Origin of the sequence: Streptomyces sp. ALI-76-A (assembly GCF_030287445.1) — a bacterium.
In the GTDB taxonomy this organism is placed as follows: domain Bacteria; phylum Actinomycetota; class Actinomycetes; order Streptomycetales; family Streptomycetaceae; genus Streptomyces.
On record NZ_JASVWB010000002.1, the window covers coordinates 6,449,014 to 6,470,898 of the forward strand.

Genomic DNA, 21,885 nt, shown 5'->3' on the forward strand with positions numbered 1-21,885 from the left:
CCGGAACCGGCGCAGAGGTTCCGGGGCCCGGTCAGAGGGCGGCCTCCGAGGGCCGGCCCGCCTCGGCCGTCACACGCGGCGGAGCACAGCGACCACCTTGCCGAGGATGGTCGCGTCGTCGCCGGGGATCGGCTCGTAGGCGGAGTTGTGCGGGAGGAGCCAGACATGGCCGTCCTCGCGCTTGAAGCGCTTGACGGTGGCCTCGCCGTCCAGCATCGCGGCCACGATGTCGCCGTTCTCGGCGACCGGCTGGCGGCGGACGGTGACCCAGTCGCCGTCACAGATCGCGGCTTCGATCATGGAGTCACCGACGACCTTGAGAACGAACAGCTCACCGTCACCGACCAGCTGCCGGGGCAGCGGGAAGACGTCCTCGACGGATTCCTCCGCGAGGATCGGGCCACCGGCGGCGATGCGGCCGACCAGGGGGACGTAGGACGCGGCGGGCTTGCCGGCGGTATCGGTGGGCTGCGCCGAAGATGCCTGGTCGGAGCCGCGCACCTCGTATGCGCGAGGCCGGTGCGGGTCGCGGCGCAGGAAGCCCTTGCGCTCCAGTGCCATCAGCTGGTGGGCGACGGAGGAGGTGCTGGAAAGGCCGACGGCCTGGCCGATCTCCCGCATCGACGGCGGGTAGCCGCGCCGCTGCACCGAGTCCCTGATGACCTCGATCACCCGGCGCTGCCGGTCGGTGAGTCCGGAGCTGTCCGCCCGGATGCCTGGAGGTCGGCCCGGCAGGGAGCGCTTGTGCCCCTCGGGATTCGTGGCTTCGTTCATCGCATGCACCGGCTCAAGTCGGCCCTGGGAGCGGTCCTGGGCAGTGATGGTGGCACTGTCTGCGGTGGTGGTCACGTCGGCCCCTCTCGATGGTCTCCCTGCTGGACAACGGTAGTTGCTTTCGAAAGGTTGCGCCAAACACACGTTCGAGTGAAAAAAGGCGAATAGCCTTACTTGATCATGTGTCTGGGTGTATGGCTGACGTGGCACCTAGCGGGCGAAAGGGCTCATTGTCGTACTCTTCACCGCCGGGGTGGCAACCTCGTGGGTGCCGCCCCAGTCTGCCATCCACTGTCTCGTCGGCCGGGGACCGGCCCCCATCTCTGCGGGAACCCCACGTGCCCTTCATGCGGCGCCCACGGTATCTCTGCATGTGGCGAAGCGATACTGCTGTGCGCTCGCGGGTGCCGGTGTGGGCCCGCGGACTCGGGACACCTACCTCTACGCGTGCGACACGCGCGTGCGGGGTGTATGTATGAGCCAATCCCCACATGTAGTGGTTGGATTGCAGCAGCAGCCCAGAAGTTGTGGTCCCCCGGGTCTTCGGGTCCTCGACGATCGCCTATGCTGGGGCTGCTTCGTGAGGCCGAAGAGGCCTTCTGAGGCTATTGAGTCTGCTGTGAGGAGGGTTGGAGTTCATGCACTGCCCTTTCTGCAGGCACCCCGACAGCCGCGTCGTCGACAGTCGTACGACCGACGACGGCACGTCGATCCGCAGGCGCCGCCAGTGCCCTGACTGCTCCCGTCGTTTCACGACCGTGGAGACGTGCTCGCTCATGGTGGTGAAGCGGTCCGGAGTCACCGAGCCGTTCAGTCGTACCAAGGTCATCAACGGTGTGCGCAAGGCATGCCAGGGACGGCCTGTCACCGAGGACGCGCTCGCCCAGCTCGGCCAACGGGTCGAGGAGGCGGTGCGGGCCACCGGGAGCGCCGAGCTGACCACCCACGACGTCGGGCTGGCCATACTCGGCCCGTTGCAGGAGCTCGACCTCGTCGCGTACCTGCGCTTCGCCTCCGTCTACCGGGCGTTCGACTCGCTCGAGGACTTCGAGGCGGCCATCACGGAACTCAGGGAACAGACCGGACCCCCCGCCGCGGACGACGAAGACCGCGAGGGCGTTGTCGCGGGGAGCCAGGAAGACCGACGCGGGCCCGGAGGAACTGCTCAGTTCCCCGAACCCGCGCGCGCCGCCGACTGACCGGCGGGCCGGTCCCGAGGCCTCAGGCTCCGGGTCCGGCCGGTGGCGGCGATCAGAAAACCTGTTGCGGGCGGTAGTCGGAGGGCGCCCGCGACACCAGACAGAACACCGTGTCACGGGAACATCGTGGCACTTCAGGGCGTTTTAGCCCGTACAGGGAGGCGGCATGACAGAGACGGCGAGCGGTCCGGCACGGAGTTCCCGCGCCAAGGGCACCAAGGCGACCAAGGGGCTGCGTATCGAGCGCATCCACACCACCCCCGGCGTGCATCCGTACGACGAGGTGTCCTGGGAGCGCCGTGACGTCGTCATGACCAACTGGCGCGACGGCTCGGTCAACTTCGAGCAGCGTGGCGTCGAGTTCCCCGGCTTCTGGTCGGTGAACGCGGTCAACATCGTCACCAGCAAGTACTTCCGCGGTGCCGTGGGCACCCCGCAGCGCGAGGTGAGCCTCAAGCAGCTCATCGACCGCATCGTGAAGACCTATCGGAAGGCCGGCGAGGACCACAAGTACTTCGCCTCGCCCGCCGACGCGGAGATCTTCGAGCACGAGCTGGCGTACGCCCTCCTGCACCAGATCTTCAGTTTCAACAGCCCCGTCTGGTTCAACGTCGGTACGGCCCAGCCCCAGCAGGTCTCGGCCTGCTTCATCCTGTCCGTCGACGACTCCATGGAGTCGATCCTCGACTGGTACAAGGAAGAGGGCATGATCTTCAAGGGCGGATCCGGCGCAGGCCTGAACCTCTCCCGTATCCGCTCCTCCAAGGAGCTGCTGTCCTCCGGCGGCAACGCCTCCGGTCCGGTCTCCTTCATGCGCGGCGCCGACGCCTCCGCGGGAACGATCAAGTCGGGTGGCGCCACCCGCCGCGCCGCCAAGATGGTCATCCTCGACGTCGACCACCCGGACATCGAGGACTTCATCCAGACCAAGGTGAAGGAAGAGGAGAAGATCCGCGCCCTGCGCGACGCGGGCTTCGACATGGACCTGGGCGGCGACGACATCACGTCCGTCCAGTACCAGAACGCCAACAACTCGGTCCGGGTGAACGACGCGTTCATGAAGGCCGTCGAGCAGGGCGGCAAGTTCGGCCTGACGTCCCGCATGACCGGTGAGGTCATCGAGGAGGTCGACGCCAAGTCGCTCTTCCGCAAGATGGCCGAGGCCGCCTGGGCCTGCGCCGACCCGGGCATCCAGTACGACGACACGATCAACCACTGGCACACCTGCCCGGAGTCCGGGCGTATCAACGGCTCGAACCCCTGCAGCGAGTACATGCACCTGGACAACACGTCCTGCAACCTCGCCTCGCTGAACCTGATGAAGTTCCTGAAGGACGACAGCAAGGGCAACCAGTCCTTCGAGATCGAGCGCTTCGCGAAGGTCGTCGAGCTCGTCATCACCGCGATGGACATCTCCATCTGCTTCGCGGACTTCCCGACCCAGAAGATCGGCGAGAACACGCGCGCGTTCCGTCAGCTCGGCATCGGCTACGCCAACCTCGGCGCCCTGCTGATGGCGACCGGCCACGCGTACGACTCGGACGGTGGCCGTGCCCTCGCCGGGGCGATCACCTCCCTGATGACCGGTACGTCCTACCGGCGCTCCGCCGAGCTCGCCGCGGTCGTCGGCCCGTACGACGGCTATGCGCGCAACGCGCAGCCGCACCTGCGGGTCATGAAGCAGCACTCCGACGAGAACGCCAAGGCCGTCCGTGTGGACGACCTGGACACGCCGATCTGGGCCGCCGCCACGGAGGCCTGGCAGGACGTCCTGCACCTCGGCGAGAAGAACGGTTTCCGTAACTCCCAGGCGTCCGTCATCGCCCCGACCGGCACCATCGGTCTCGCGATGTCCTGTGACACCACCGGCCTCGAGCCCGACCTCGCCCTGGTCAAGTTCAAGAAGCTGGTCGGCGGCGGCTCGATGCAGATCGTCAACGGCACCGTCCCGCAGGCCCTGCGCCGCCTGGGTTACCAGGAGGAGCAGATCGAGGCGATCGTCGCCCACATCGCCGACCACGGCAATGTGATCGACGCCCCCGGCCTCAAGCCCGAGCACTACGAGGTCTTCGACTGCGCCATGGGCGAGCGCTCCATCTCCGCGATGGGCCACGTCCGCATGATGGCCGCGATCCAGCCGTGGATCTCCGGAGCGCTCTCCAAGACGGTCAACCTGCCGGAGACGGCGACCGTCGAGGACGTCGAGGAGGTCTACTTCGAGGCGTGGAAGATGGGCGTCAAGGCGCTCGCCATCTACCGCGACAACTGCAAGGTCGGCCAGCCCCTCTCCGCGAAGACCAAGGAGAAGGAGAAGGTCGAGGTCACGGCGAAGGCCGAGGCCACCATTCGCGAGACGGTCGAGAAGGTCGTCGAGTACCGCCCGGTCCGCAAGCGCCTCCCCAAGGGCCGTCCCGGGATCACGACGTCCTTCACCGTCGGCGGCGCCGAGGGCTACATGACCGCCAACTCCTACCCGGACGACGGTCTCGGCGAGGTCTTCCTGAAGATGTCGAAGCAGGGCTCGACCCTCGCGGGCATGATGGACGCCTTCTCCATCGCGGTCTCCGTCGGCCTCCAGTACGGGGTGCCGCTGGAGACGTACGTCTCGAAGTTCACGAACATGCGCTTCGAGCCGGCCGGTATGACGGACGACCCGGATGTGCGGATGGCGCAGTCGATCGTCGACTACATCTTCCGCCGCCTGGCGCTCGACTTCCTGCCGTTCGAGACGCGCTCCGCGCTCGGCATCCACTCCGCCGAGGAGCGTCAGCGTCACCTGGAGACGGGTTCCTACGAGCCCACCGACGACGAGGTCGACGTCGAGGGCCTGGCCCAGTCGGCGCCGCGAGCCCAGGAGCTCAAGGCGGTCGTCACGCCGAAGGCCGAGGTCGAGGCGGTCAAGCCCGCTCCGCAGCAGGCCCACACCAGCGCCGAGCTGGTGGAGATGCAACTGGGCATCCAGGCCGACGCCCCGCTGTGCTTCTCCTGCGGTACGAAGATGCAGCGGGCCGGCTCCTGCTACATCTGCGAGGGCTGCGGCTCCACCAGCGGCTGCAGCTGACCCCGGCCGGGCACGTCCCGGTCTGACAGCCAGTCCCTGAGAACGGAGGGGGCGCCGACCGAGAGTCGGCGCCCCTCTCTTGTCCTGACAGCACAGCGGTGAGAGACCGTTTCGCGGGAAGGCCGGCGATGTCGCCCGTGCGGCCTGTGGGTCAGGACGTGTGAGCCCGGCCCATGGTGGCAGTGAAGGTGACGGGGTCGTCCGCGAACCCGTGGAGGCCGGGGTGGAAGTCCCAGGTGCCGGCTTCCTGTCGTTCGAACTCCGCGACCGTGGTCGCCGTCGAGCCGAGCACACCGCCGAAGTCGTCCTCGGCCAGGACGGTGTAGCCCTCACGGATGCGCAACGCCGGATTGATCACGCTGACGAAGGTGCGGCGGCCCGGGCGCTGCTGGACGACGACGCCGACCACCACGCGCGCGTAGCGGGCGTCGAGACGGTCGAGCTCGACCGTCATCACTTCGTCCCAGCCGAAGCCCTTGCCGTCCTTGCTGTCGCGGTTGAGGTAGATGGTGCCGTCGGGGGAGCGACTGTCGAAGTGCACCACATAGGCGGGATCCCCATACGGATCGCTCGCACGATAGGTCGCAGCCACTATGTCCAGATCGGTCGGCGGCTGGTCCGCTGCGCTCGGGTCCCATTTGAGGGCGATCTCGACTTTGCGGATCCCCTTGCTGAGGCCGTTCACCAGGCTTCCCCTTCCCCCTGTGGTGCCGACCCGAACTGCCGGGCAGGCAAGGCAGATTGTCCATCCTGCCATGCATGTGGGTGCGCTCGCGGAGCAGGACTACCGACGAGCGTGACCGGCGCCACGCTCCGTGGCCTTACCATGGCGCGGTGCTGGTCAAGTGGATTCGCTGCACCGTGGTGGACCGCCGCGGTTTCGAGCGGGGGCAGCGAAAGTGGGCGGGGCTTCTGGGGGAGCCGGGGTTTCGGGGGCAGGGGGGCGGCTGGAGCCGGGGGCGGCAGGGTGTGGCGCACATCTTCGCCTTCTGGGAGAGCCGTGCCTTCTACGACTCCTTCATGGCCCGATCCCACGACCGGCTGGCGGCGACGCAGTCCGGCACCTTCAAGGACGTCCAGGTCAAGCTGTTCGACTACCGCTTCGACGTGAAGACCGGCTTCGAGCCCCGGTTCTCCGACGCCGACCTGGTGCGGTTCGCTCATTGTCGTGTGCACGCAGGGCGGGCCGAGCACTTCATGCTGATGCAGGAGAAGGTCTGGAACCCCGCGATGGCCGGTTCGCCCGGCATGCTCCGCGGTCTGTTCGGCGAGGCGCCTGGGCATGAGTTCCTGGTGCTGTCGATGTGGCGGTCGGCCGCCGAGCACGGCAAGTACCGCGCCGAGCGGGTGGAACGGCTCGCCCTGCGGGCCCAGACGGAGGCGGACGTCGCCGCCCTGACCGGGGACATCGTCGAGCTGGAACCGAGCTGGACGGTGTGACCTCCGGGAGCGCGATGCCTGTTCCCTGACATGGCCCCTGGTGCGGAAAGTGTGTGACCTACGCCGTATGGGGCCGTACCGGTGCTCCAGAGGGCCTCACGCGATCTAGGGTTTTGGCATGGCACGACCACGGCGCATCGTCCTTGTCCGGCACGGCGAGTCAACGGGCAATGTTGATGACACCGTTTATGAGCGGGAACCCGACCACGCTCTCGCCCTGACCGAGCAGGGCTGGCAGCAGGCGGAGGAGACCGGCAAACGGCTGCGCGAGGTCTTCGGCCGCGAACGAGTCAGCGTGTACGTCTCCCCGTACCGCCGTACGCACGAGACGCTGCGTGCCTTCCACCTCGACTCCGAGCTCATACGGGTGCGCGAGGAACCCCGGCTGCGTGAGCAGGACTGGGGCAACTGGCAGGACCGCGACGACGTCCGCCTCCAGAAGGCCTACCGGGACGCCTACGGGCACTTCTTCTACCGTTTCGCCCAGGGCGAGTCCGGCGCCGATGTGTACGACCGGGTCGGCGGCTTCCTGGAGAGCCTGTACCGGAGCTTCGAGGCCCCCGACCACCCGCCGAACGTGCTGCTGGTCACCCACGGTCTGGCCATGCGCCTGTTCTGCATGCGCTGGTTCCACTGGACGGTCGCCGAATTCGAGTCGTTGGCGAACCCGGGGAACGCGGAGATGCGGATGCTCGTTCTCGGGGACGACGGCAAATACGCGCTGGACCGGCCCTTCGAACGCTGGCGGGATCCGGAACCGTACGGGATCACCGGATAGGGTGGCAGGGCGATGACCACTGACTTCTCTCCCGACGGGCGCCTGGGACGCGCCCTGGCCAGCCTGCGCGGGCTGGCGGTGGGGGACGCGCTGGGCTCGCAGTTCTTCGTGCCGGTGAACTACCCGCTGCTGAAGGACCGTGAGCTGCCGCCCGGTTCCTGGCAGTGGACCGACGACACGGAAATGGCCTGCTCCGTGGTCGCCGTCCTGGCCGCCCACCACCGCATCGACCAGGACGCCTTGGCCCACTCCTTCGCCGAGCACCACGACTTCGACCGCGGCTACGGGCCCGCGGTCAACCGCCTGCTCCGGCTGGTGCGGGAGGGTGGTGACTGGCGGACGCTCGCCTCGGCACTCTTCAACGGACAGGGGTCCTGGGGCAACGGCGCCGCGATGCGTATCGCACCCCTGGGCGCCTGGTACGCGGACGACCCCGAGCAGGCGACCCACCAGGCGGAGATCTCGGCCTACCCGACGCATCAGCACCGTGAGGCCGTGGTCGGCGCCATGGCCGTCGCCGCGGCCGCCGCGCTGGCCAGTGCCCCGGACGGGCCGCCCAGAGCGGAGGCGCTCCTCGACGGCGTCATCGCGCTCGTCCCGAAGAGCGCCGTCGGCGCCGGCCTGCGACGGGCCCGGGACATGCTCGACTACGCGGACGCGGGCACCGTCGCCGCCGTGCTGGGCTGCGGGCGCCGCACCACGGCCCACGACACCGTGCCTTTCGCACTCTGGTCGGCCGCACGGTCGCTCGGAGACTACGAGCAGGCGTTCTGGACGACCGCGCAGGTCGGTGGCGATGTGGACACGACCTGCGCCATCGTCGGCGGAGTGATCGCGTCGGGCAAGGCGGGGTCACCGCCCGCCGAGTGGGTAGCGCGTACGGAAGCCGTGCCGGAGTGGGTGCCCGTCGCCTTCTGACGGAGCCTTCTGGCGATCTGGTGGTCGGTGGGCGTCCGTGCGGGCCGTGCGGGCGCGCCCGCCTGGGTGCCGGCGAGGCGTCGCCGGAGAGGTGCCAGGGAGATTCCGGCGTGTGCGGGCGGTTGAGACTCTCCGTGTGTGTTGGGAACTCTCCGTGACGGTCTGGCCGTTCTCATGTCATCCGCTGTGTGATGCGCGGGCTCCCACAGGTGGGGGAGAGGCGAGGGGCCGCAGGAGGTGACCATGCAGTTCGGGCTGGATCCCATGATGCTGCTGGCTGTGCTGGCTGTGCTGGCTGTGCTGGCTGTGCTGGCTGTGCTGGCTGTGCTGGCTGTGCTGGCTGTGCTGGGTGCGCCCAGGCCGTACCGGCGGGGAAGCCCTCGTGCGGCGCCCCGGCATGTGCTGGCGCACGCAGTGTCGGCACAGCGTTTGGTGTCCGTCGCGCGGACTTCAGCGCACAGTGTGCGGATGGCCGGATCCACGTCCGCCTCGTCGATCCGGCGGACGCCATCCGGCCATCCGTGGCCTCTGGTGGCGCGGCCCGGATCAGCCGATGCCCGGTCCGGCCGTGCCGGCGAGGGCCTCCAGATCGCTCTTGCGGACCCTGATCACCAACCAGGCGGTCACCAGCGCGAGAACGGCCATCGCCGCCGCCGCGATGAAGCCCGTCGAGATGCCCTGGGCGAGCACCTCGTGACCCCAGGGAGAGGGCAGTTGCTGGGTCTTGGCGAACTCCGCCTTCTGCTCCGCCGTTCCCTCGGCGAGGAACTTCGGCACCTGATTCTCCGCTTCCTCCCGGCTGGCCGAGCCGAACACCGTCGTCAGGATGGACAGGCCGAGCGAACCACCCACCTGTTGCGAGGTGTTGAGGAGACCGGAGGCCGCGCCCGCCTCATGCTGGGCCACCCCCGAGACAGCGGTGAGCGTCAGCGTCACGAAGTTCAGGCCCATGCCGAAGCCGAACACCAGCATCGGCCCGAGGACCCCGCCGACGTAGGAACTGTCGGAGCTGATGAGGGCCTGCCAGGCCAGTCCCGCCGCTGCCAGAGCCGAGCCCACGAGCATGAACGGCTCGGGGCCGAGGACCGGCAGGAACCGTTGCGACAGGCCCGCGCCCAGGGCGATCACGACCGTCACCGGCAGGAAGGCGAGACCGGCCTTGATCGGGCTGTACCCGAGCACGTTCTGCACGAAGAGCACGATGTAGAAGAACATGCCGAACATCGCCGCGGAGAGGCTCAACATGATCACGTACGTGCCCGAGCGGTTGCGGTCGGCGAACATCCTGAGCGGTGTGATCGGTTCCTTGGCGCGGGTCTCGATGAAGGCGAAAGCCAGCAGCAGGATCACGGCCGCCACGAACGAGCCGATGGTCAGATTGTCCCGCCATCCGTCGTCGGCCGCCCGGATGAAGCCGTAGACGAGCAGCGCCATACCCGCCGTCGAGGTGAGCGCGCCCGCGATGTCGAAGCGGCCGGTGTGCCGCTGGGAGTCGCTGATGTACAGGGGCGTGAGCACTGCGATCAGCACGCCGATCGGCACGTTGACGAAGAGCACCCACCGCCAGTCGAGCCACTCGGTGAGCATGCCTCCGGCGAGCAGCCCGATGGCACCGCCGCCGGCGGAGACCGCGGCGAAGACGCCGAAGGCCCGGTTCCGCTCCGGCCCTTCGGGGAACGTGGTGGTGATGAGCGCCAGCGACGTGGGCGACGCGATCGCGCCACCCGCACCCTGCAGTACACGGGCGGCCAGCAACTGCCAGGGCTCCTGGGCGAGTCCGCCGAGCAGCGAGGCAAAGGTGAACAGCAGGATGCCCGCCATGAAGACCCGGCGGCGGCCGAGGATGTCACCGGCCCGGCCGCCCAGGAGCAGCAGGCCGCCGAAGGTGAGCGTGTAGGAGCTGATGACCCAGGTGAGATCGGTGGTGCTGAACTTGAGCGCGTCTTGAATGTGCGGGAGGGCGATGTTCACAATCGTCGCGTCGAGTACCACCATGAGTTGGCAGGCCGCGATGACGGTGAGCGCGATGCCGGGATGCCCCGCCCGGCGGGCCGCACCTGGTTTCTGGTCTTGAGTCAACTGAGAGGTTGTCACTACGAGTCCCCCACAAGAGCCTTAGTGAACGATCGCGTTCACTCAGGTGCCAACCGTAGTGAGTCCCCACTAGTGAACGCAAGCGTTCACTTAACTCGTCGCCGCGCTTCACGTTCCGCCTTGTCCCGGTGCGATGCTCCCCATCCTCGGAACGCCCGCTTCCCCTTTTGTTGGAGACGCTCAGATGGTCACCTCTCACTGGACGGCCGCCCCCGCTCGGGCCTCCCTTCGTCGGCGTGGCGCCGTGCTCGAACGTGCGATCCTCGACGCCGCTCTCGATCAGCTCAGTACGGTCGGCTGGAAGGGTCTGACGATGGAGGGTGTCGCGGCCGGCGCCCAGACGGGGAAGGCGGCCGTGTACCGGCGATGGCCGTCCAAGGAAGACCTCGTCGCGGACGCGCTGCAAGCCGGACTGCCGCCCTTCGAGGGGGCGCCCGATCTGGGTGACGTGCGCGCCGACCTCGTCGCGTTGTGCCGACGGGTCCGCGAGGCGATGTTCTCCCGACCTGGGTTGGCGCTTCGCGCGGTGATTCACGAATGCGACCCCGCGCAGGCAGAGCGTCTCCATGACGTGATCGTCAAGGGGGTTGTCGAACCCACCGTCCAGCTGCTCGGCGAGGTGATCCATCAGGGAATCGGGAGGGGGGAAGTGCGGCCCGACGCCGTGAACGGCTATGTCCTGGACGCCGTCCCGGCGATGATGATGTACCGCTCCAAGATGTGCGCGAGCGAATGGAGTGATCGGGATCTCGAGGAGATGATCGACCAGTTCATGCTGCCGCTGCTGCGGCCGACGAGTGGCTGAGCGAGGTGCGCGGCGCCCGTGATGCCGTTCGGGGAACCGGGGTGTCGAAGGCTGATCCGGGCGGCGTACGCTAAGGACGCCATGCCGTACGAACCGCCTACTCACACCGTCGAGCGCTCCCTCCGCGCCACGACCGGAGCGAAGATCATTGCCGGTGTCGACGAGGTAGGGCGCGGCGCGTGGGCCGGTCCCGTCACCGTCTGCGCGGCGATCACCGGACTGCGCCGACCCCCCGAAGGCCTCACCGACTCCAAACTGCTGACCGTCAAGCGGCGTACCGCGCTCGCCGAGACGTTGCGGGGATGGGTGACGTCGTACGCCCTGGGGCATGCCTCTCATGAGGAGATCGACCAGATGGGGATGACCGCCGCGCTGCGCACGGCGGCGGTGCGCGCCCTGGAGGGACTGCCGGTCCGTCCCGACGCGGTGATCCTCGACGGCAAGCACAACTACCTCGGGTCGCCCTGGAGCGTCCGGACGGTGATCAAGGGTGACCGTTCGTGCGTGGCCGTAGCGGCGGCCTCCGTGATCGCCAAGGTTCAGCGCGACAAAATGATGGCCGAACTGGGCATCGACCATGCAGACTTCGACTTTGCGGCCAACGCCGGGTATCCGTCGCCCGTGCACAAGGCCGCACTGGAGGAACGGGGCCCGACCCCGTACCACCGGTTGTCGTGGGCGTATCTTGATGCGCTGCCTCAGTGGCGGCACCTCAAGAAGGCCCGCAGCTGGGCGGACGGAAACGTTCCGGAGATCGAGGGTCAGCTCGGCTTCGACTTCTGACGCTTCCGCTCGCACTCATGTGCCACCCACTGGCGCGAGCCGTACCAATGTTTGATAAATATCAGCTCATGCCTCTCATTCCCGAGGAGCCTCAGATTCACGAGAGTGCCCAGGGTCCCCGCGCCACTCCGGCCAGTGGCCGTACCGCGCCGACCCCCCGCCCTGTACCCGGTCCCCGCCCCGCGGCGCACCCGCGCCCCGGTCGCCCCGGCCCACTGCGGCCGTCGCCGCCGGTGCAACGGACGCCGCGTGACGTGGCCGTGGCCAGGCCCGAACCGTCGGGCCCCGCCCCTGTCGCCGCCGCGCCCGCCGCGGCCGCCCCGCAGATCCAGCTCATTCCGGCTTCCGCCGAGGGTGCGCTCGATGCTGCCGAAGAAGCCGTCGACCTCCTGCTGGACACAGGACGCGCCCCCGGTGAGGTGCTGGTGATCACCACCGGTGAACAGCACCCGTGGGCCGCCCATGAACTGTCTTTCGGTGAAGCCTCCTACTGGGCACAGCACGACGCCGGTGACGACGTCTTCTACGCCGACGCCGCCGTGGCCTCCCGTGCCGCGTCCCGTCCCGTGGTCGTGGTCGCCGTCAACGGCGGCCCCGCCGCGGTTGCCGCCGAGACCCTGCCACTGGCCCATGCCCGGGCCGGCTCCCTGCTGATCGTCTGCGGTGATCCGCAGCAGATCAACTCGGTGCTGGGCACGGGCGTCTGACCTGTAGCGCGAGCGTCCGGCGGCGAGCGTCCGGCGACGTCGGGGGAGACGAAGGTGCCGTCATGGCGGCACCTGCACGGCGGACGATTCGGCGTGCGCGCGTGCGCCCCTTCGCCGGTCGGCCGGTCCGCTTGCGCGGAGGACTGGGCACGGAGGTGCGCGCTCTCGGCTCCCGCGCCCGGACCGGCCCCGGAGGCAGGGTCGCCCGGGAAGGGGCACTCGCAGGAGCCACCCGCAGAGGTCACTCGGAGGCTCCTCGCTTGGAGGATTCCTCGCCCCGCCGTCGCGCGGCGGACGCAATCTGGCGGGCGGAGTGCGGTCGGGGCGGTGCCGATCGTCCCAGCGCAGGCCGGCCGCCGACCGCCGGTGCAAGCCGCGCTGATCAGCGGCACCGTTGATCAGCGGAGCCGAGCCGCGCCGCTGAGCCCCGCCGCTGATCCGCAGAGCTGGTGACGTTCCGCGCACCAAGGGCGCCCGCCGTACGAGGGGAGGGGGCCGTGCCCAGGCCGCCGTAGGTGCCCTGCCGGGGGGAGGGCACGCTTGCCTGGCGGAGGCCGACTCCGTCCGTGTCAGCGGGCCGCCGCTCGGCGCAGGACCTCCGAAGCTGCGCCACCGGTGCGCGGCGGCGGGGGCGGCACCTCGGACAGGCCGAAGGGCTCCGGCGCGGAGTCGGCGTTCGGACGGCGCCCGCCCCGGCCCTCGCCCAGCACCTGCCAGCCGTCACGGGTCAGCGTGATGTAGGCCCCGCAGCGGAGCCCGTGCAGGGTGCAGGCGTCCCGCAGGCCCCACATCCACGCGCCGTCCTCCTCCGTCCAACGGGCGTCGCCCTCACGGCAGTAGAGCAGCACGGCGGTGCGCACCGGGGTGCGGCGGCGCAGATCGTGCGGGATCACCCGGCGCAGCTGGGCGAGCAGCACGTTGCGGAACATCCAGCCGTCCGCCGGAGCCGGGCGGGGCGTGAACGAGGCGCTCGCCGCCAGCCGCTCGTCGGCGTCGAGGACCGCCACGACCGCGGTCGCCGGTTTGGGGTGGTGCCGAGTGTGCAGCCCGCTGACGACCTCGCGCGGATTGCGCAGCAGGGGGATGCCCGCGGCGGCCCACTCCGCGGGTTCGAGCACGCGGGGGTTGGCGGGTGCGGCGGACAGGTCGGCAGATGACGACGTCGACGCCGCCGAGGACGGAGCGAATCCGAAGGTCACGGTCCTCCCTTCGGCTACGCGCCCACACTGCGGGCGGGGTCGGATTCGGGGGAGCGCTCACCACAGCGAAGCCCTACCGGACCACAGGCGGGCCGTGCGGGGAGCGGACCTCAATTCTTCCTGTCGAACTTGGTTGCGGCAACGAGCAATTGGGCCTGGTGACCCTTATTCAAGGATTTGCGCTTTATATCCTTACCCAGGGTGCCGGAGGGCGACGCACGGGTCGTTCGAGCACGATACGTCCGTACGGGGGCGACGGATTCCGCGGGGGCTGCCGGACGTGGAGCGCGGACCTGGCAGACCCGGAGGACCTGGCGGCATGCGCGCGCTCGCCCGGGGTCAAGTGGCCGATTGTCCTTGCCATCGGGTTGCATGGGGACATGGACGATCTGAAGCTCCGCACCGAAGCCGACGCCATCCTCGCTGAGCTCGTCGGCGCCCCGGGGGGTTCGGCGCGGTTGCGGGAGGACCAGTGGCAGGCGGTGGCGGCTCTGGTGGAGGAGCGCCGGCGTGCCCTGGTGGTACAGCGCACCGGGTGGGGCAAGTCAGCGGTGTACTTCGTCGCCACCGCGCTCCTGCGCCGGCGCGGCTCCGGGCCCACGGTGATCATCTCGCCGCTGCTGGCGCTGATGCGCAACCAGGTCGAGTCGGCGGCGCGGGCCGGTATCCAGGCGCGTACGATCAACTCGGCCAATCCGGAGGAGTGGGACACCATCTACGGGGAGGTCGAACGGGGCGAGACCGATGTCCTCCTGGTCAGCCCCGAGCGCCTCAACTCGGTGGACTTCCGCGATCAGGTGCTGCCCAAGCTCGCGGCCACGACCGGTCTGCTGGTGGTCGACGAGGCGCACTGCATCTCCGACTGGGGTCACGACTTCCGGCCGGACTACCGTCGGCTGCGCGCGATGCTGGCCGAGCTCCCCGCCGGGGTGCCGGTGCTGGCCACCACCGCGACCGCGAACGCACGGGTCACCGCGGACGTGGCCGAACAGTTGGGTACCGGTGCCGGTGAGGCGCTGGTGCTGCGCGGTCCGCTGGAGAGGGAGAGCCTGCGGCTGGGCGTGGTCCGGCTGCCGGACGCCGCACACCGTCTGGCCTGGCTCGCCGAGCACCTGGACGAGCTGACGGGCTCCGGCATCATCTACACCCTCACGGTCGCCGCCGCCGAGGAGGCCACCGCGTTTCTGCGGCAGCGTGGCTTCCGCGTGGCCTCCTACACAGGGAAGACGGAGAACGCCGACCGTTTGCAGGCCGAGGTGGACCTGCGGGAGAACCGGGTCAAGGCGCTGGTGGCGACGTCGGCGCTGGGCATGGGCTACGACAAGCCGGATCTGGGCTTCGTGGTGCACCTGGGATCGCCGTCCTCGCCGATCGCCTATTACCAGCAGGTCGGGCGGGCCGGCCGCGGGGTCGCGCACGCCGATGTGCTGCTGCTGCCGGGCAAGGAGGACGAGGCCATCTGGCGCTATTTCGCCGACACCGCCTTCCCGCCCGAGACGCAGGTGCGCCAGACCCTCTCGGCCCTCACCGACGCGGGACGTCCGTTGTCCGTGCCTGCCCTGGAGGCGGTGGTGGATCTCCGGCGCAGCCGGCTGGAGACGATGCTGAAGGTGCTGGACGTCGACGGCGCGGTCAAGCGGGTGAAGGGCGGCTGGACGGCCACGGGTGCCGAGTGGGTGTACGACGCCGAGCGCTACGCCTGGGTGGCGCGGCAGCGGGCGGCGGAGCAGCAGGCCATGCGCGACTACGTGAGCACCTCCCAGTGCCGTATGGAGTTCCTGCGCGAGCAGCTGGACGACGAGGGGGCGGCCCCCTGCGGCCGTTGCGACAACTGTGCGGGAGCCTGGGCCGACGTCTCCGTGTCGGAGGAGACGCTGACGGGGGCGGCGAAGGAACTGGACCGCCCGGGCGTGGAGGTCGAGCCGCGCCGGATGTGGCCGACGGGGATGGCCGCGCTGGGCATCGACCTCAAGGGCCGTATTCCGGCCAGGGAGCAGTGCTCCACCGGGCGTGCCCTGGGGCGGCTCTCGGACATCGGCTGGGGCAACCGGCTGCGCCCGCTGCTGGCGGAGAACGCGCCCGACGGCCCGGTCCCCGACGACGTCCTACGGGCCGCGGTGGCCGTCCTCGCCGACTGGGCGCGCTCCCCGGGCGGCTGGGCGACGCAAGACCCGGACGCCTCCCCCCGGCCGGTGGGAGTCGTCGCCGTGCCGTCCCTGACCCGCCCGCACCTGGTCGGTTCCCTGGCCGAGGGCATCGCGAGCATCGGACGCCTCCCTCTGCTGGGCACCCTCGCGTACACCGGACCGGGCGGTACGCACGGGGTACGGCGCAGCAACTCCGCCCAACGCCTCAGGGCACTGTCCGGCGCCTTCGCCGTCCCTGAGGAGCTGGCCGGAGCCCTGGCCGGCTCTCCCGGCCCCGTCCTGCTCGTGGACGACTACACCGACTCCGGGTGGACCCTCGCGGTCGCCGCCCGTCTGCTCCGCCAGGCAGGCAGCGACCAGGTACTCCCGTTGGTCCTGGCGGCTGCGGGCTGAGTCTTCTCGTCCGTGGGTGCGACGGACTCGTCGTAGCGCTGACGCAGGCGTGGCCGGCGGCCGGCCCGATCCCCGGGAGGGACGCAGGGACGCAGGGACGCAGGGACGCAGAGACGGAGGGAGAGGCCGGGGAGGCCGCGGAGGCGGCGTGACCGTTGGCAGATGGGACCGGGCGGTCTGATGACCGTCGGTACCGAGGGACCGGGCAGCGCCGTGATGCAGGCGCCCTGATGACCGGCGGGAGTCACAGGGCAGGGATCCCGGCGCCCTCAGGCGTCCCGCCGCTTCAGTTGCAGCGCGGCCGTACCCAGCATCACGGCGAGGAAAGCGGCGAACACGGCCAGGCCGGCCCACGGGGAGAGCATGTCCGAGCCGGGGGAGACGGTCATGAAGGCGGTGCCGGCGGTGGAGGGGAAGTACGGGCCGATCGCGTCGTTCCAGCTGTCCGGGAGGACGGCCCCCATCAAGCCGGGCAGCAGCCAGATCGAGGCGAACAGGGTGGTCACCGCGCCCGCGGTGTTGCGCAGCAGGGCGCCCAGGGCCAGGCCCAGCAGTCCGATGCCGGTCAGGTAGACGACGGCGCCGATCACCGCGCGCAGGACGCCCGGCTCGCTGAGGGAGGCGCCGTCGGAACCGAGGATGGCCTGTCCGCCGAAGAAGGTGACGAAGACCGTGACCGTGCCGACCGCGAGGAGGACCCCGGCGAACACCACCGCCTTGGCCCAGAGCACCGGCAGCCGACCGGGCACGGCGGCGAGGGTGGAACGGATCAGGCCGGTGCTGTACTCGCCGGCGGTCAGCAGGACCCCGAGGGTGCCGATGACGAGCTGGGCCAGCTGCGTACCCGACAGGACGATGTCGGTCGGGTCGGTGGCTCCGTCGCCGGGACCCTCCATGGTGCCGCCGCCCGAGGTGACCGAGGCGGAGATCAGCCCGAAGGCGACCAATGCCACGACGGCCCCGAGCAGGGTGAAGGCCGTGGAGCGCAGTGACCAGAACTTGATCCACTCTGATCTGATCACCCGGGGTACGGTCACGCGCAGATCGGAACGCTCGGGACGCTTCGTGGTCAGGTCCGGTGCCGTGGTGGTGGTCATCAGGCGGCCCTCCCGGCCTCGGTGAGCTCGCCACCACGGGTGCCCGGCGAGGTGCCGGCCCGGTTCGTGGGACCGGTCGTGGTGGTGGCGTGATACTCGACGGCGTCCCGCGTCATCTCCATGAACGCCTCCTCCAGCGACCGCGCGCGTGGTGCGGGTGAGCGCGACGGCCTCCCGGCCGGTCGCGGCCTCCCTCTAGGTCGGGCGCCGCGTCGATGAGCACGCGGAAGCCGGCGCGGATCAGGTTCTGGTCGTCGGCCAGCAGGACCCGGATGGTCATCCGCGTACTCCTTCTCGGGTTCCGGTTCCGTCTCCGCGCTCCTCCGCCGAGGGGAGGGGCAGGGGCAGTACAGCTCGTACGGTGAAACCGCCGTCCGGCGCGGGGCCCGCCTCGAACCGGCCGCCGACCGCGCTGGCGCGCTCGTGCATGCCCAAGATGCCGCGCCCGCCGTGCCCGGCGTCGGCCCCGGCAGTCCGGTTCGCCATGCCGCCGTCTCCCGCGTCGTGGAGGTGGACGACCAACTGGTCGGGGGCGTACTCGACGCCCACCCGCGCCGAGGAGTTCCCGCTGTGCTTGTGCACGTTGGTGAGCGATTCCTGCACGATCCGGTACGCCGCCAGGTCGACCGCCGACGGCAGCGGGCGCGGACGCCCGGAGAGTGTCCAGGCGACCTCCAGGCCCGCCGCGGTGAACGAACCGACGAGTTCGTCCAGCCCGTCCAGGCCACGCACGGGATCGACCGGAGCCTGCGGGTCCCCTTCCCGGCGCAACACCCCGAGCAGCGTACTGAGTTCTTCGAGCACGCTCCGGCTGGCCTGGCGGACCAGGGCGAGCGATTCCTCCGCCACGTCCGGGTCGGTGCGGAGCGTGTGACCGGCAACCCCCGCCTGGACACTGATCACGGCGATGTGGTGGGCGGCCACGTCGTGCAACTCCCGGGCGATCCGCAGCCGTTCCTCGGTGACCTGGCGGGCGGCTTCTTCCTCCCGGCTCTGCTCGGCGCGCCGGGCCCGCTCCTCCAGCAGGACGACGTACGCCCGTCTGCTGCGGACCGCGTCTCCCGCCGCCACCGCCATGCCGATCCACAGCACGATGTTCTGGTTGCCGGGGGAGGACCAGTCCCCGCCGGAGGCGGCCAGCGAGGCGGCGGCGAAGACCAGCGCGGCGGCGGCGCCGGCCGTCCAGGCGGTCCGGCGGTCGGTGCGGACGGCGACCGTGTACGCGGCGATCACCGGCGCCCCGAGGTACCCGCCCGCGACATCCGACACGATGACGGAGGCGCAGGAGATCCCGGTGGTGACGGCCAGTACCGCCGTCGGCCACCGCCGCCGGAGGGCGAGCGCACCACAGGCCAGTGCCCCCAGCACCGCGACGCTGACGGTCAGCGAGACCCGCCGCGGCGGCTCGCCGGGGATGAACGGCATCAGCAGGCTCAGCAGGAACAGCACCGTGGCGAGCACCACGTCCACGGTGAGCGGATGTGCCCGCGCGGTCTGACGCCAGGCCGCGAGCGCAGTCATGCCGCCACCGTACGCTCGGCCGCCTGACCTGGCGTCCTCCGGCGGTGGTAGGTCTGCCTACCGCGTCTGTGGCAGGCGCGGCGCGCAGGTCGCCGCACAGCCTGATGGCCCGGCGGGCCGGCCCCACGCACGGCCTCGTGGCACGGTGTGCCTGCCTCCTCCCGCCCGGCCTCGCGCCCGGGCCGGCCGTCGCGGCGCTGACGGTGCGTCAGTCGACCGGTCACCGGTTTCTGATGCAGCCGGGTGCCTGGCCGGTCGCCGAAGGCGAGCAGGTGGGTGGGGCAGGCAGAGGTGCTTCGCCTGGCCTGCCTTGGGGAGGGGGCCGGCCCGTACGTCGATCACCCGCACCTTGTCCTTGGGCAGCCGGCCCGAGCCGGTGCGGCCTCGACGCGCCGGCGGCCGAGGACCGCAACAGCTGCCGCCTGCCGTTCCGGGTTTCCCGTGTGCTCATGCGTCCATGCAACAGGACCGCTCTGACAGACGGGTCGGGCCTGTGGACAGACGGGCCCGGGGTCGACGGAGGGCAGCGTCACGAGGGGCACATGATGTGTCCCTGCTCGGACTTATCCACAGGCTCAAGCGGAACCTCGCAATCCGCGAGATCGTCTGCGCATGACGAACCACAGCGAAACGACTGGATCCGCAGGTAACGGCGAGATCGGCGGACGAGACGGACATGGGGCGCACGGAGCGCGCGGCGCGGGCGGCGAAGGCGCCGGAGCGAGCGAGCACGTCGAGTGCCTGACGTACGACGCCCACGGAGGTGAGCACCAGGTCACGCTGCGTACACCGGACGAGCTGGCCGATGCCGTGCCGTATCTCCTCGGGTACCGCCCCGAGGACAGCATCGTCCTGGTCGCTCTGAACGACCGAGGCGGTCGCGGCCGCTTCGGAGGCCGGGCCCGGCTGGGCATTCCCACCAACGAGGACGACTGGGAGTCCGCGGCGCGGCAGCTCGCCCACGGCTTGATCACGGGCAGCGAGCGCAGGGGCGCCAAGCCGGAGCAGATGGTCGCCTACCTCTGTCAGGAGCCGGGGGAGGGCGAGTCGGGCCAGCAGGTCATGCGCCGACTGGCCCACCTCGCCGGACTGCTGCGCACGGAGTGCGGTCGGCTCGACGTGCCCGTCATCGAAGCCCTGTGCATTTCTGACGGCCGTTTCTGGTCGTACTGCTGCCCGAGCGAGGGATGCTGTCCCCCCGAGGGCACCGCGATGGGGCTGCCGGGCACGTCCGTACTGGCGGCCGCGGCGACCTACGCCGGGCTGCAGGTGCGCGGCACACTGCGTGAACTGCGGGCCAGGCTGTTGCCCTGGGAGATCGCTGCGGCGCTGGAGCAGGAGATCGTCCTGGACACCACCAGCATGGCGCAGGTCCCCAGGATGTTCGACGAAGCCGGCCGTGTGGCCGTGGCCGAGGAGACGGTGGAACTCGCCGAGCGGGTCCTGACCCGGTTCGCCGAGGCACCGACCGTCTCCGGCGCCCTCCAGGCTGACCGGCGCGACGACGAACTGCTCCGACACGAGGAAGCGGCCACGCTGATCCTCGGCCTCCAGGACCGTACGACCCGAGATCGGCTCGCCGAATGGATGGAGGGCGACGAGGCAGACCCGGCGCTACGACTCTGGCGTGCCCTGGCGCGCCGCTGCGTCGGACCGTACGGCGAGCACGCGGCGGCACCGCTCACCCTCGTCGGCTGGGTCGCCTGGTCGGCCGGTGACGAGATCGAGGCAAGGGAAGCCCTGGCCATGGCGCTGGGCGCGGATCCCGGCTATCTCTTCGCCCGGCTCCTGCACCAGGCCTGCAACGAGGGCTTGGACCCGGAGTCCATCCGCCACTGCCTGCGCGCGGAACGCGAGGCGCGCGGGGCGCGTACGCGCTCCGGATCCGGAGACGTGCGGGCTGCCCACGAGGCGGACCAGCCGACACGGCCTCAGGCCGATGCGCCGGCGCGCCCGGAAATCGAGGCCCCAGTGCCGGCGCACCGGAAGTCCGAGGCGCCAGCGTCAGTGCACCCGGAGACCGAGGCGCCCGCCCCGGCGCGCCCGGAGACCGAAGCGCCAGCGCAACAGGACGTGTCCAGCGTCGACCAGGAGTCGTCACCGTCCCCTTCGCCCGCCGACGCTGCCCGACGCCGACGGCGTACGCGCTCCGGCCCCGGCGGCCGCTCGGACGGGCGCCCGCGTCCCACCGAGGCGGACCGACGCCCGTCGGGAACGGCCGTACCCCGTGCCCGCACCCGACCGACGGCCGGTACCCACCCCGGCACCCCACGGACGGGTGGGACGCGCCCCCGGCCCACGGGAAAGGACGGCACGCAGACCCGCCCCTCAGGTGAGGACGGCACACAGACCCGCCCTTCGGGCAGGGGCGGCACGCGACGGCGTGGCGCCTGCTCCGAAGGCGTCGGGTCGGGAGGTGACGCCGCCGAGGGGACGACATGAGCGACCGTCGGCCGAGGATCAGCCTGCTCCACCGGCTCGGCGACCGACCACGGCGGACGGGCGGCACACGCCGGACGCACCCGGCACACGGCAAACGCCGGACGACATACGGCACACGCCGAACGGCACTCGACACACGCCGCAGGGCCCTCGACGGACGGTGGACATCGGGTGGGGGTGGCACACGCCAGGTGGCGGGTGAGGACCCGATGACTGGCGAACGCCACGCAGCGGACGAATCGGTAACGCCCCTCTACCGCCCCCGCGCCTACCGTCTCCACCCCACCCACCGCCATTCGGTCGGCTTCCGTACCTGCGGGCGTGACCCCGAAGAGGTCCGTCCCGTTCACCTGAGTGGCGGAACGCCTGACCGGGCGGCACCGTCGCACCGTCCATGTCCCGCAGGAGCCCCGCACCCGGCACCGAACACGCGCGAGGCGCACAGAGTGCAGAGGAAGCCCCCCTTGCATCAGCCGACTCCGCCCTCCGCCACCGACGACGACCGTCCTCCCTTCGGCCCGCCCGCA

17 protein-coding genes are annotated in these 21,885 nt (G+C 70.4%); 10 read left to right on the plus strand and 7 right to left on the minus strand.

Going from position 1 to position 21,885, the window contains the following annotated elements; translation table 11 throughout:
• Positions 1 to 69 precede the first annotated feature (69 nt).
• The gene (gene lexA, locus QQS16_RS29830) at positions 70 to 849 is read right to left on the minus strand and encodes a transcriptional repressor LexA (protein ID WP_232031127.1); all 780 of its coding nucleotides are present in this window, start codon (positions 847 to 849) and stop codon (positions 70 to 72) included.
• 563 nt (positions 850 to 1,412) lie between these two features.
• Here lexA and nrdR point away from each other — a divergent pair.
• Both nrdR and QQS16_RS29840 read left to right on the plus strand, forming a co-directional pair.
• Positions 1,413 to 1,973, plus strand: coding sequence for a transcriptional regulator NrdR (gene nrdR / locus QQS16_RS29835; protein WP_286065139.1), 561 nt, complete (start codon positions 1,413 to 1,415; stop codon positions 1,971 to 1,973).
• A gap of 166 nt (positions 1,974 to 2,139) precedes the next feature.
• The gene (locus QQS16_RS29840; RefSeq protein WP_286065140.1) at positions 2,140 to 5,034 is read left to right on the plus strand and encodes a vitamin B12-dependent ribonucleotide reductase; all 2,895 of its coding nucleotides are present in this window, start codon (positions 2,140 to 2,142) and stop codon (positions 5,032 to 5,034) included.
• Between the two features lie 151 nt (positions 5,035 to 5,185).
• Here the strand turns inward: QQS16_RS29840 and QQS16_RS29845 are convergent, their stop codons facing one another.
• Positions 5,186 to 5,719: a TerD family protein gene (locus QQS16_RS29845; RefSeq protein ID WP_353479696.1), complete on the minus strand. Its 534-nt coding sequence runs from the start codon at positions 5,717 to 5,719 to the stop codon at positions 5,186 to 5,188.
• A 149-nt stretch (positions 5,720 to 5,868) separates the two neighbouring features.
• Here QQS16_RS29845 and QQS16_RS29850 point away from each other — a divergent pair, with 149 nt between their 5' ends.
• The 3 genes from QQS16_RS29850 (at position 5,869) to QQS16_RS29860 (ending at position 8,170) form a co-directional block, all read left to right on the plus strand.
• Positions 5,869 to 6,474 carry a YdbC family protein gene (locus tag QQS16_RS29850; protein WP_286065142.1) on the plus strand — a complete coding sequence of 202 codons (606 nt, stop codon included), beginning with the start codon at positions 5,869 to 5,871 and terminating at the stop codon, positions 6,472 to 6,474.
• Between the two features lie 118 nt (positions 6,475 to 6,592).
• A complete protein-coding gene (locus QQS16_RS29855; RefSeq protein ID WP_286065143.1) occupies positions 6,593 to 7,252 on the plus strand; it encodes a histidine phosphatase family protein in 660 nt (219 codons plus the stop codon).
• Between the two features lie 12 nt (positions 7,253 to 7,264).
• Positions 7,265 to 8,170: an ADP-ribosylglycohydrolase family protein gene (locus QQS16_RS29860; RefSeq protein ID WP_286065144.1), complete on the plus strand. Its 906-nt coding sequence runs from the start codon at positions 7,265 to 7,267 to the stop codon at positions 8,168 to 8,170.
• Between the two features lie 546 nt (positions 8,171 to 8,716).
• On the opposite strand, the gene QQS16_RS29865 is transcribed toward QQS16_RS29860, so the two are convergent.
• The gene (locus tag QQS16_RS29865; protein WP_286065145.1) at positions 8,717 to 10,264 is read right to left on the minus strand and encodes an MFS transporter; all 1,548 of its coding nucleotides are present in this window, start codon (positions 10,262 to 10,264) and stop codon (positions 8,717 to 8,719) included.
• A gap of 184 nt (positions 10,265 to 10,448) precedes the next feature.
• On the opposite strand from QQS16_RS29865, the gene QQS16_RS29870 reads away from it, so the two are divergent.
• The 3 genes from QQS16_RS29870 (at position 10,449) to QQS16_RS29880 (ending at position 12,559) form a co-directional block, all read left to right on the plus strand.
• Positions 10,449 to 11,069: a TetR/AcrR family transcriptional regulator gene (locus QQS16_RS29870; protein ID WP_286065146.1), complete on the plus strand. Its 621-nt coding sequence runs from the start codon at positions 10,449 to 10,451 to the stop codon at positions 11,067 to 11,069.
• Positions 11,070 to 11,150: 81 nt separating this feature from the next.
• Positions 11,151 to 11,852 (plus strand): ribonuclease HII, encoded by a 702-nt coding sequence (rnhB, locus tag QQS16_RS29875; RefSeq protein ID WP_286065147.1) that lies wholly within the window; start codon positions 11,151 to 11,153, stop codon positions 11,850 to 11,852.
• Positions 11,853 to 11,920: 68 nt separating this feature from the next.
• A complete protein-coding gene (locus QQS16_RS29880; protein ID WP_286065148.1) occupies positions 11,921 to 12,559 on the plus strand; it encodes a hypothetical protein in 639 nt (212 codons plus the stop codon).
• A 569-nt stretch (positions 12,560 to 13,128) separates the two neighbouring features.
• On the opposite strand, the gene QQS16_RS29885 is transcribed toward QQS16_RS29880, so the two are convergent.
• Positions 13,129 to 13,758, minus strand: coding sequence for a hypothetical protein (locus tag QQS16_RS29885; protein WP_286065149.1), 630 nt, complete (start codon positions 13,756 to 13,758; stop codon positions 13,129 to 13,131).
• A 380-nt stretch (positions 13,759 to 14,138) separates the two neighbouring features.
• Between QQS16_RS29885 and QQS16_RS29890 the strand changes: the two genes are divergently transcribed.
• Complete coding sequence (locus tag QQS16_RS29890; RefSeq protein WP_286065150.1) at positions 14,139 to 16,298, plus strand: RecQ family ATP-dependent DNA helicase; 2,160 nt, start codon at positions 14,139 to 14,141, stop codon at positions 16,296 to 16,298.
• A gap of 269 nt (positions 16,299 to 16,567) precedes the next feature.
• Here the strand turns inward: QQS16_RS29890 and QQS16_RS29895 are convergent, their stop codons facing one another.
• The 3 genes from QQS16_RS29895 to QQS16_RS29905 all read right to left on the minus strand — a co-directional run bounded on the left by QQS16_RS29895 (position 16,568) and on the right by QQS16_RS29905 (position 18,916).
• Positions 16,568 to 17,395, minus strand: a complete 828-nt coding sequence (locus QQS16_RS29895) for an ABC transporter permease (RefSeq protein ID WP_286065151.1) — start codon at positions 17,393 to 17,395, stop codon at positions 16,568 to 16,570.
• Entirely contained in the window at positions 17,395 to 17,517 is a 123-nt protein-coding gene (locus QQS16_RS29900; RefSeq protein ID WP_286065152.1) for a hypothetical protein, read from the minus strand. The genes QQS16_RS29895 and QQS16_RS29900 overlap by 1 nt, the downstream gene beginning before the upstream one ends.
• 154 nt (positions 17,518 to 17,671) lie before the next feature.
• Positions 17,672 to 18,916, minus strand: coding sequence for a sensor histidine kinase (locus QQS16_RS29905; RefSeq protein WP_286065153.1), 1,245 nt, complete (start codon positions 18,914 to 18,916; stop codon positions 17,672 to 17,674).
• 612 nt (positions 18,917 to 19,528) lie between these two features.
• Here QQS16_RS29905 and QQS16_RS29910 point away from each other — a divergent pair.
• On the plus strand, positions 19,529 to 21,358 hold the full coding sequence (locus QQS16_RS29910) for a DUF4192 domain-containing protein (RefSeq protein WP_286065154.1): 1,830 nt from the start codon (positions 19,529 to 19,531) through the stop codon (positions 21,356 to 21,358).
• Positions 21,359 to 21,885: the final 527 nt, after the last annotated feature.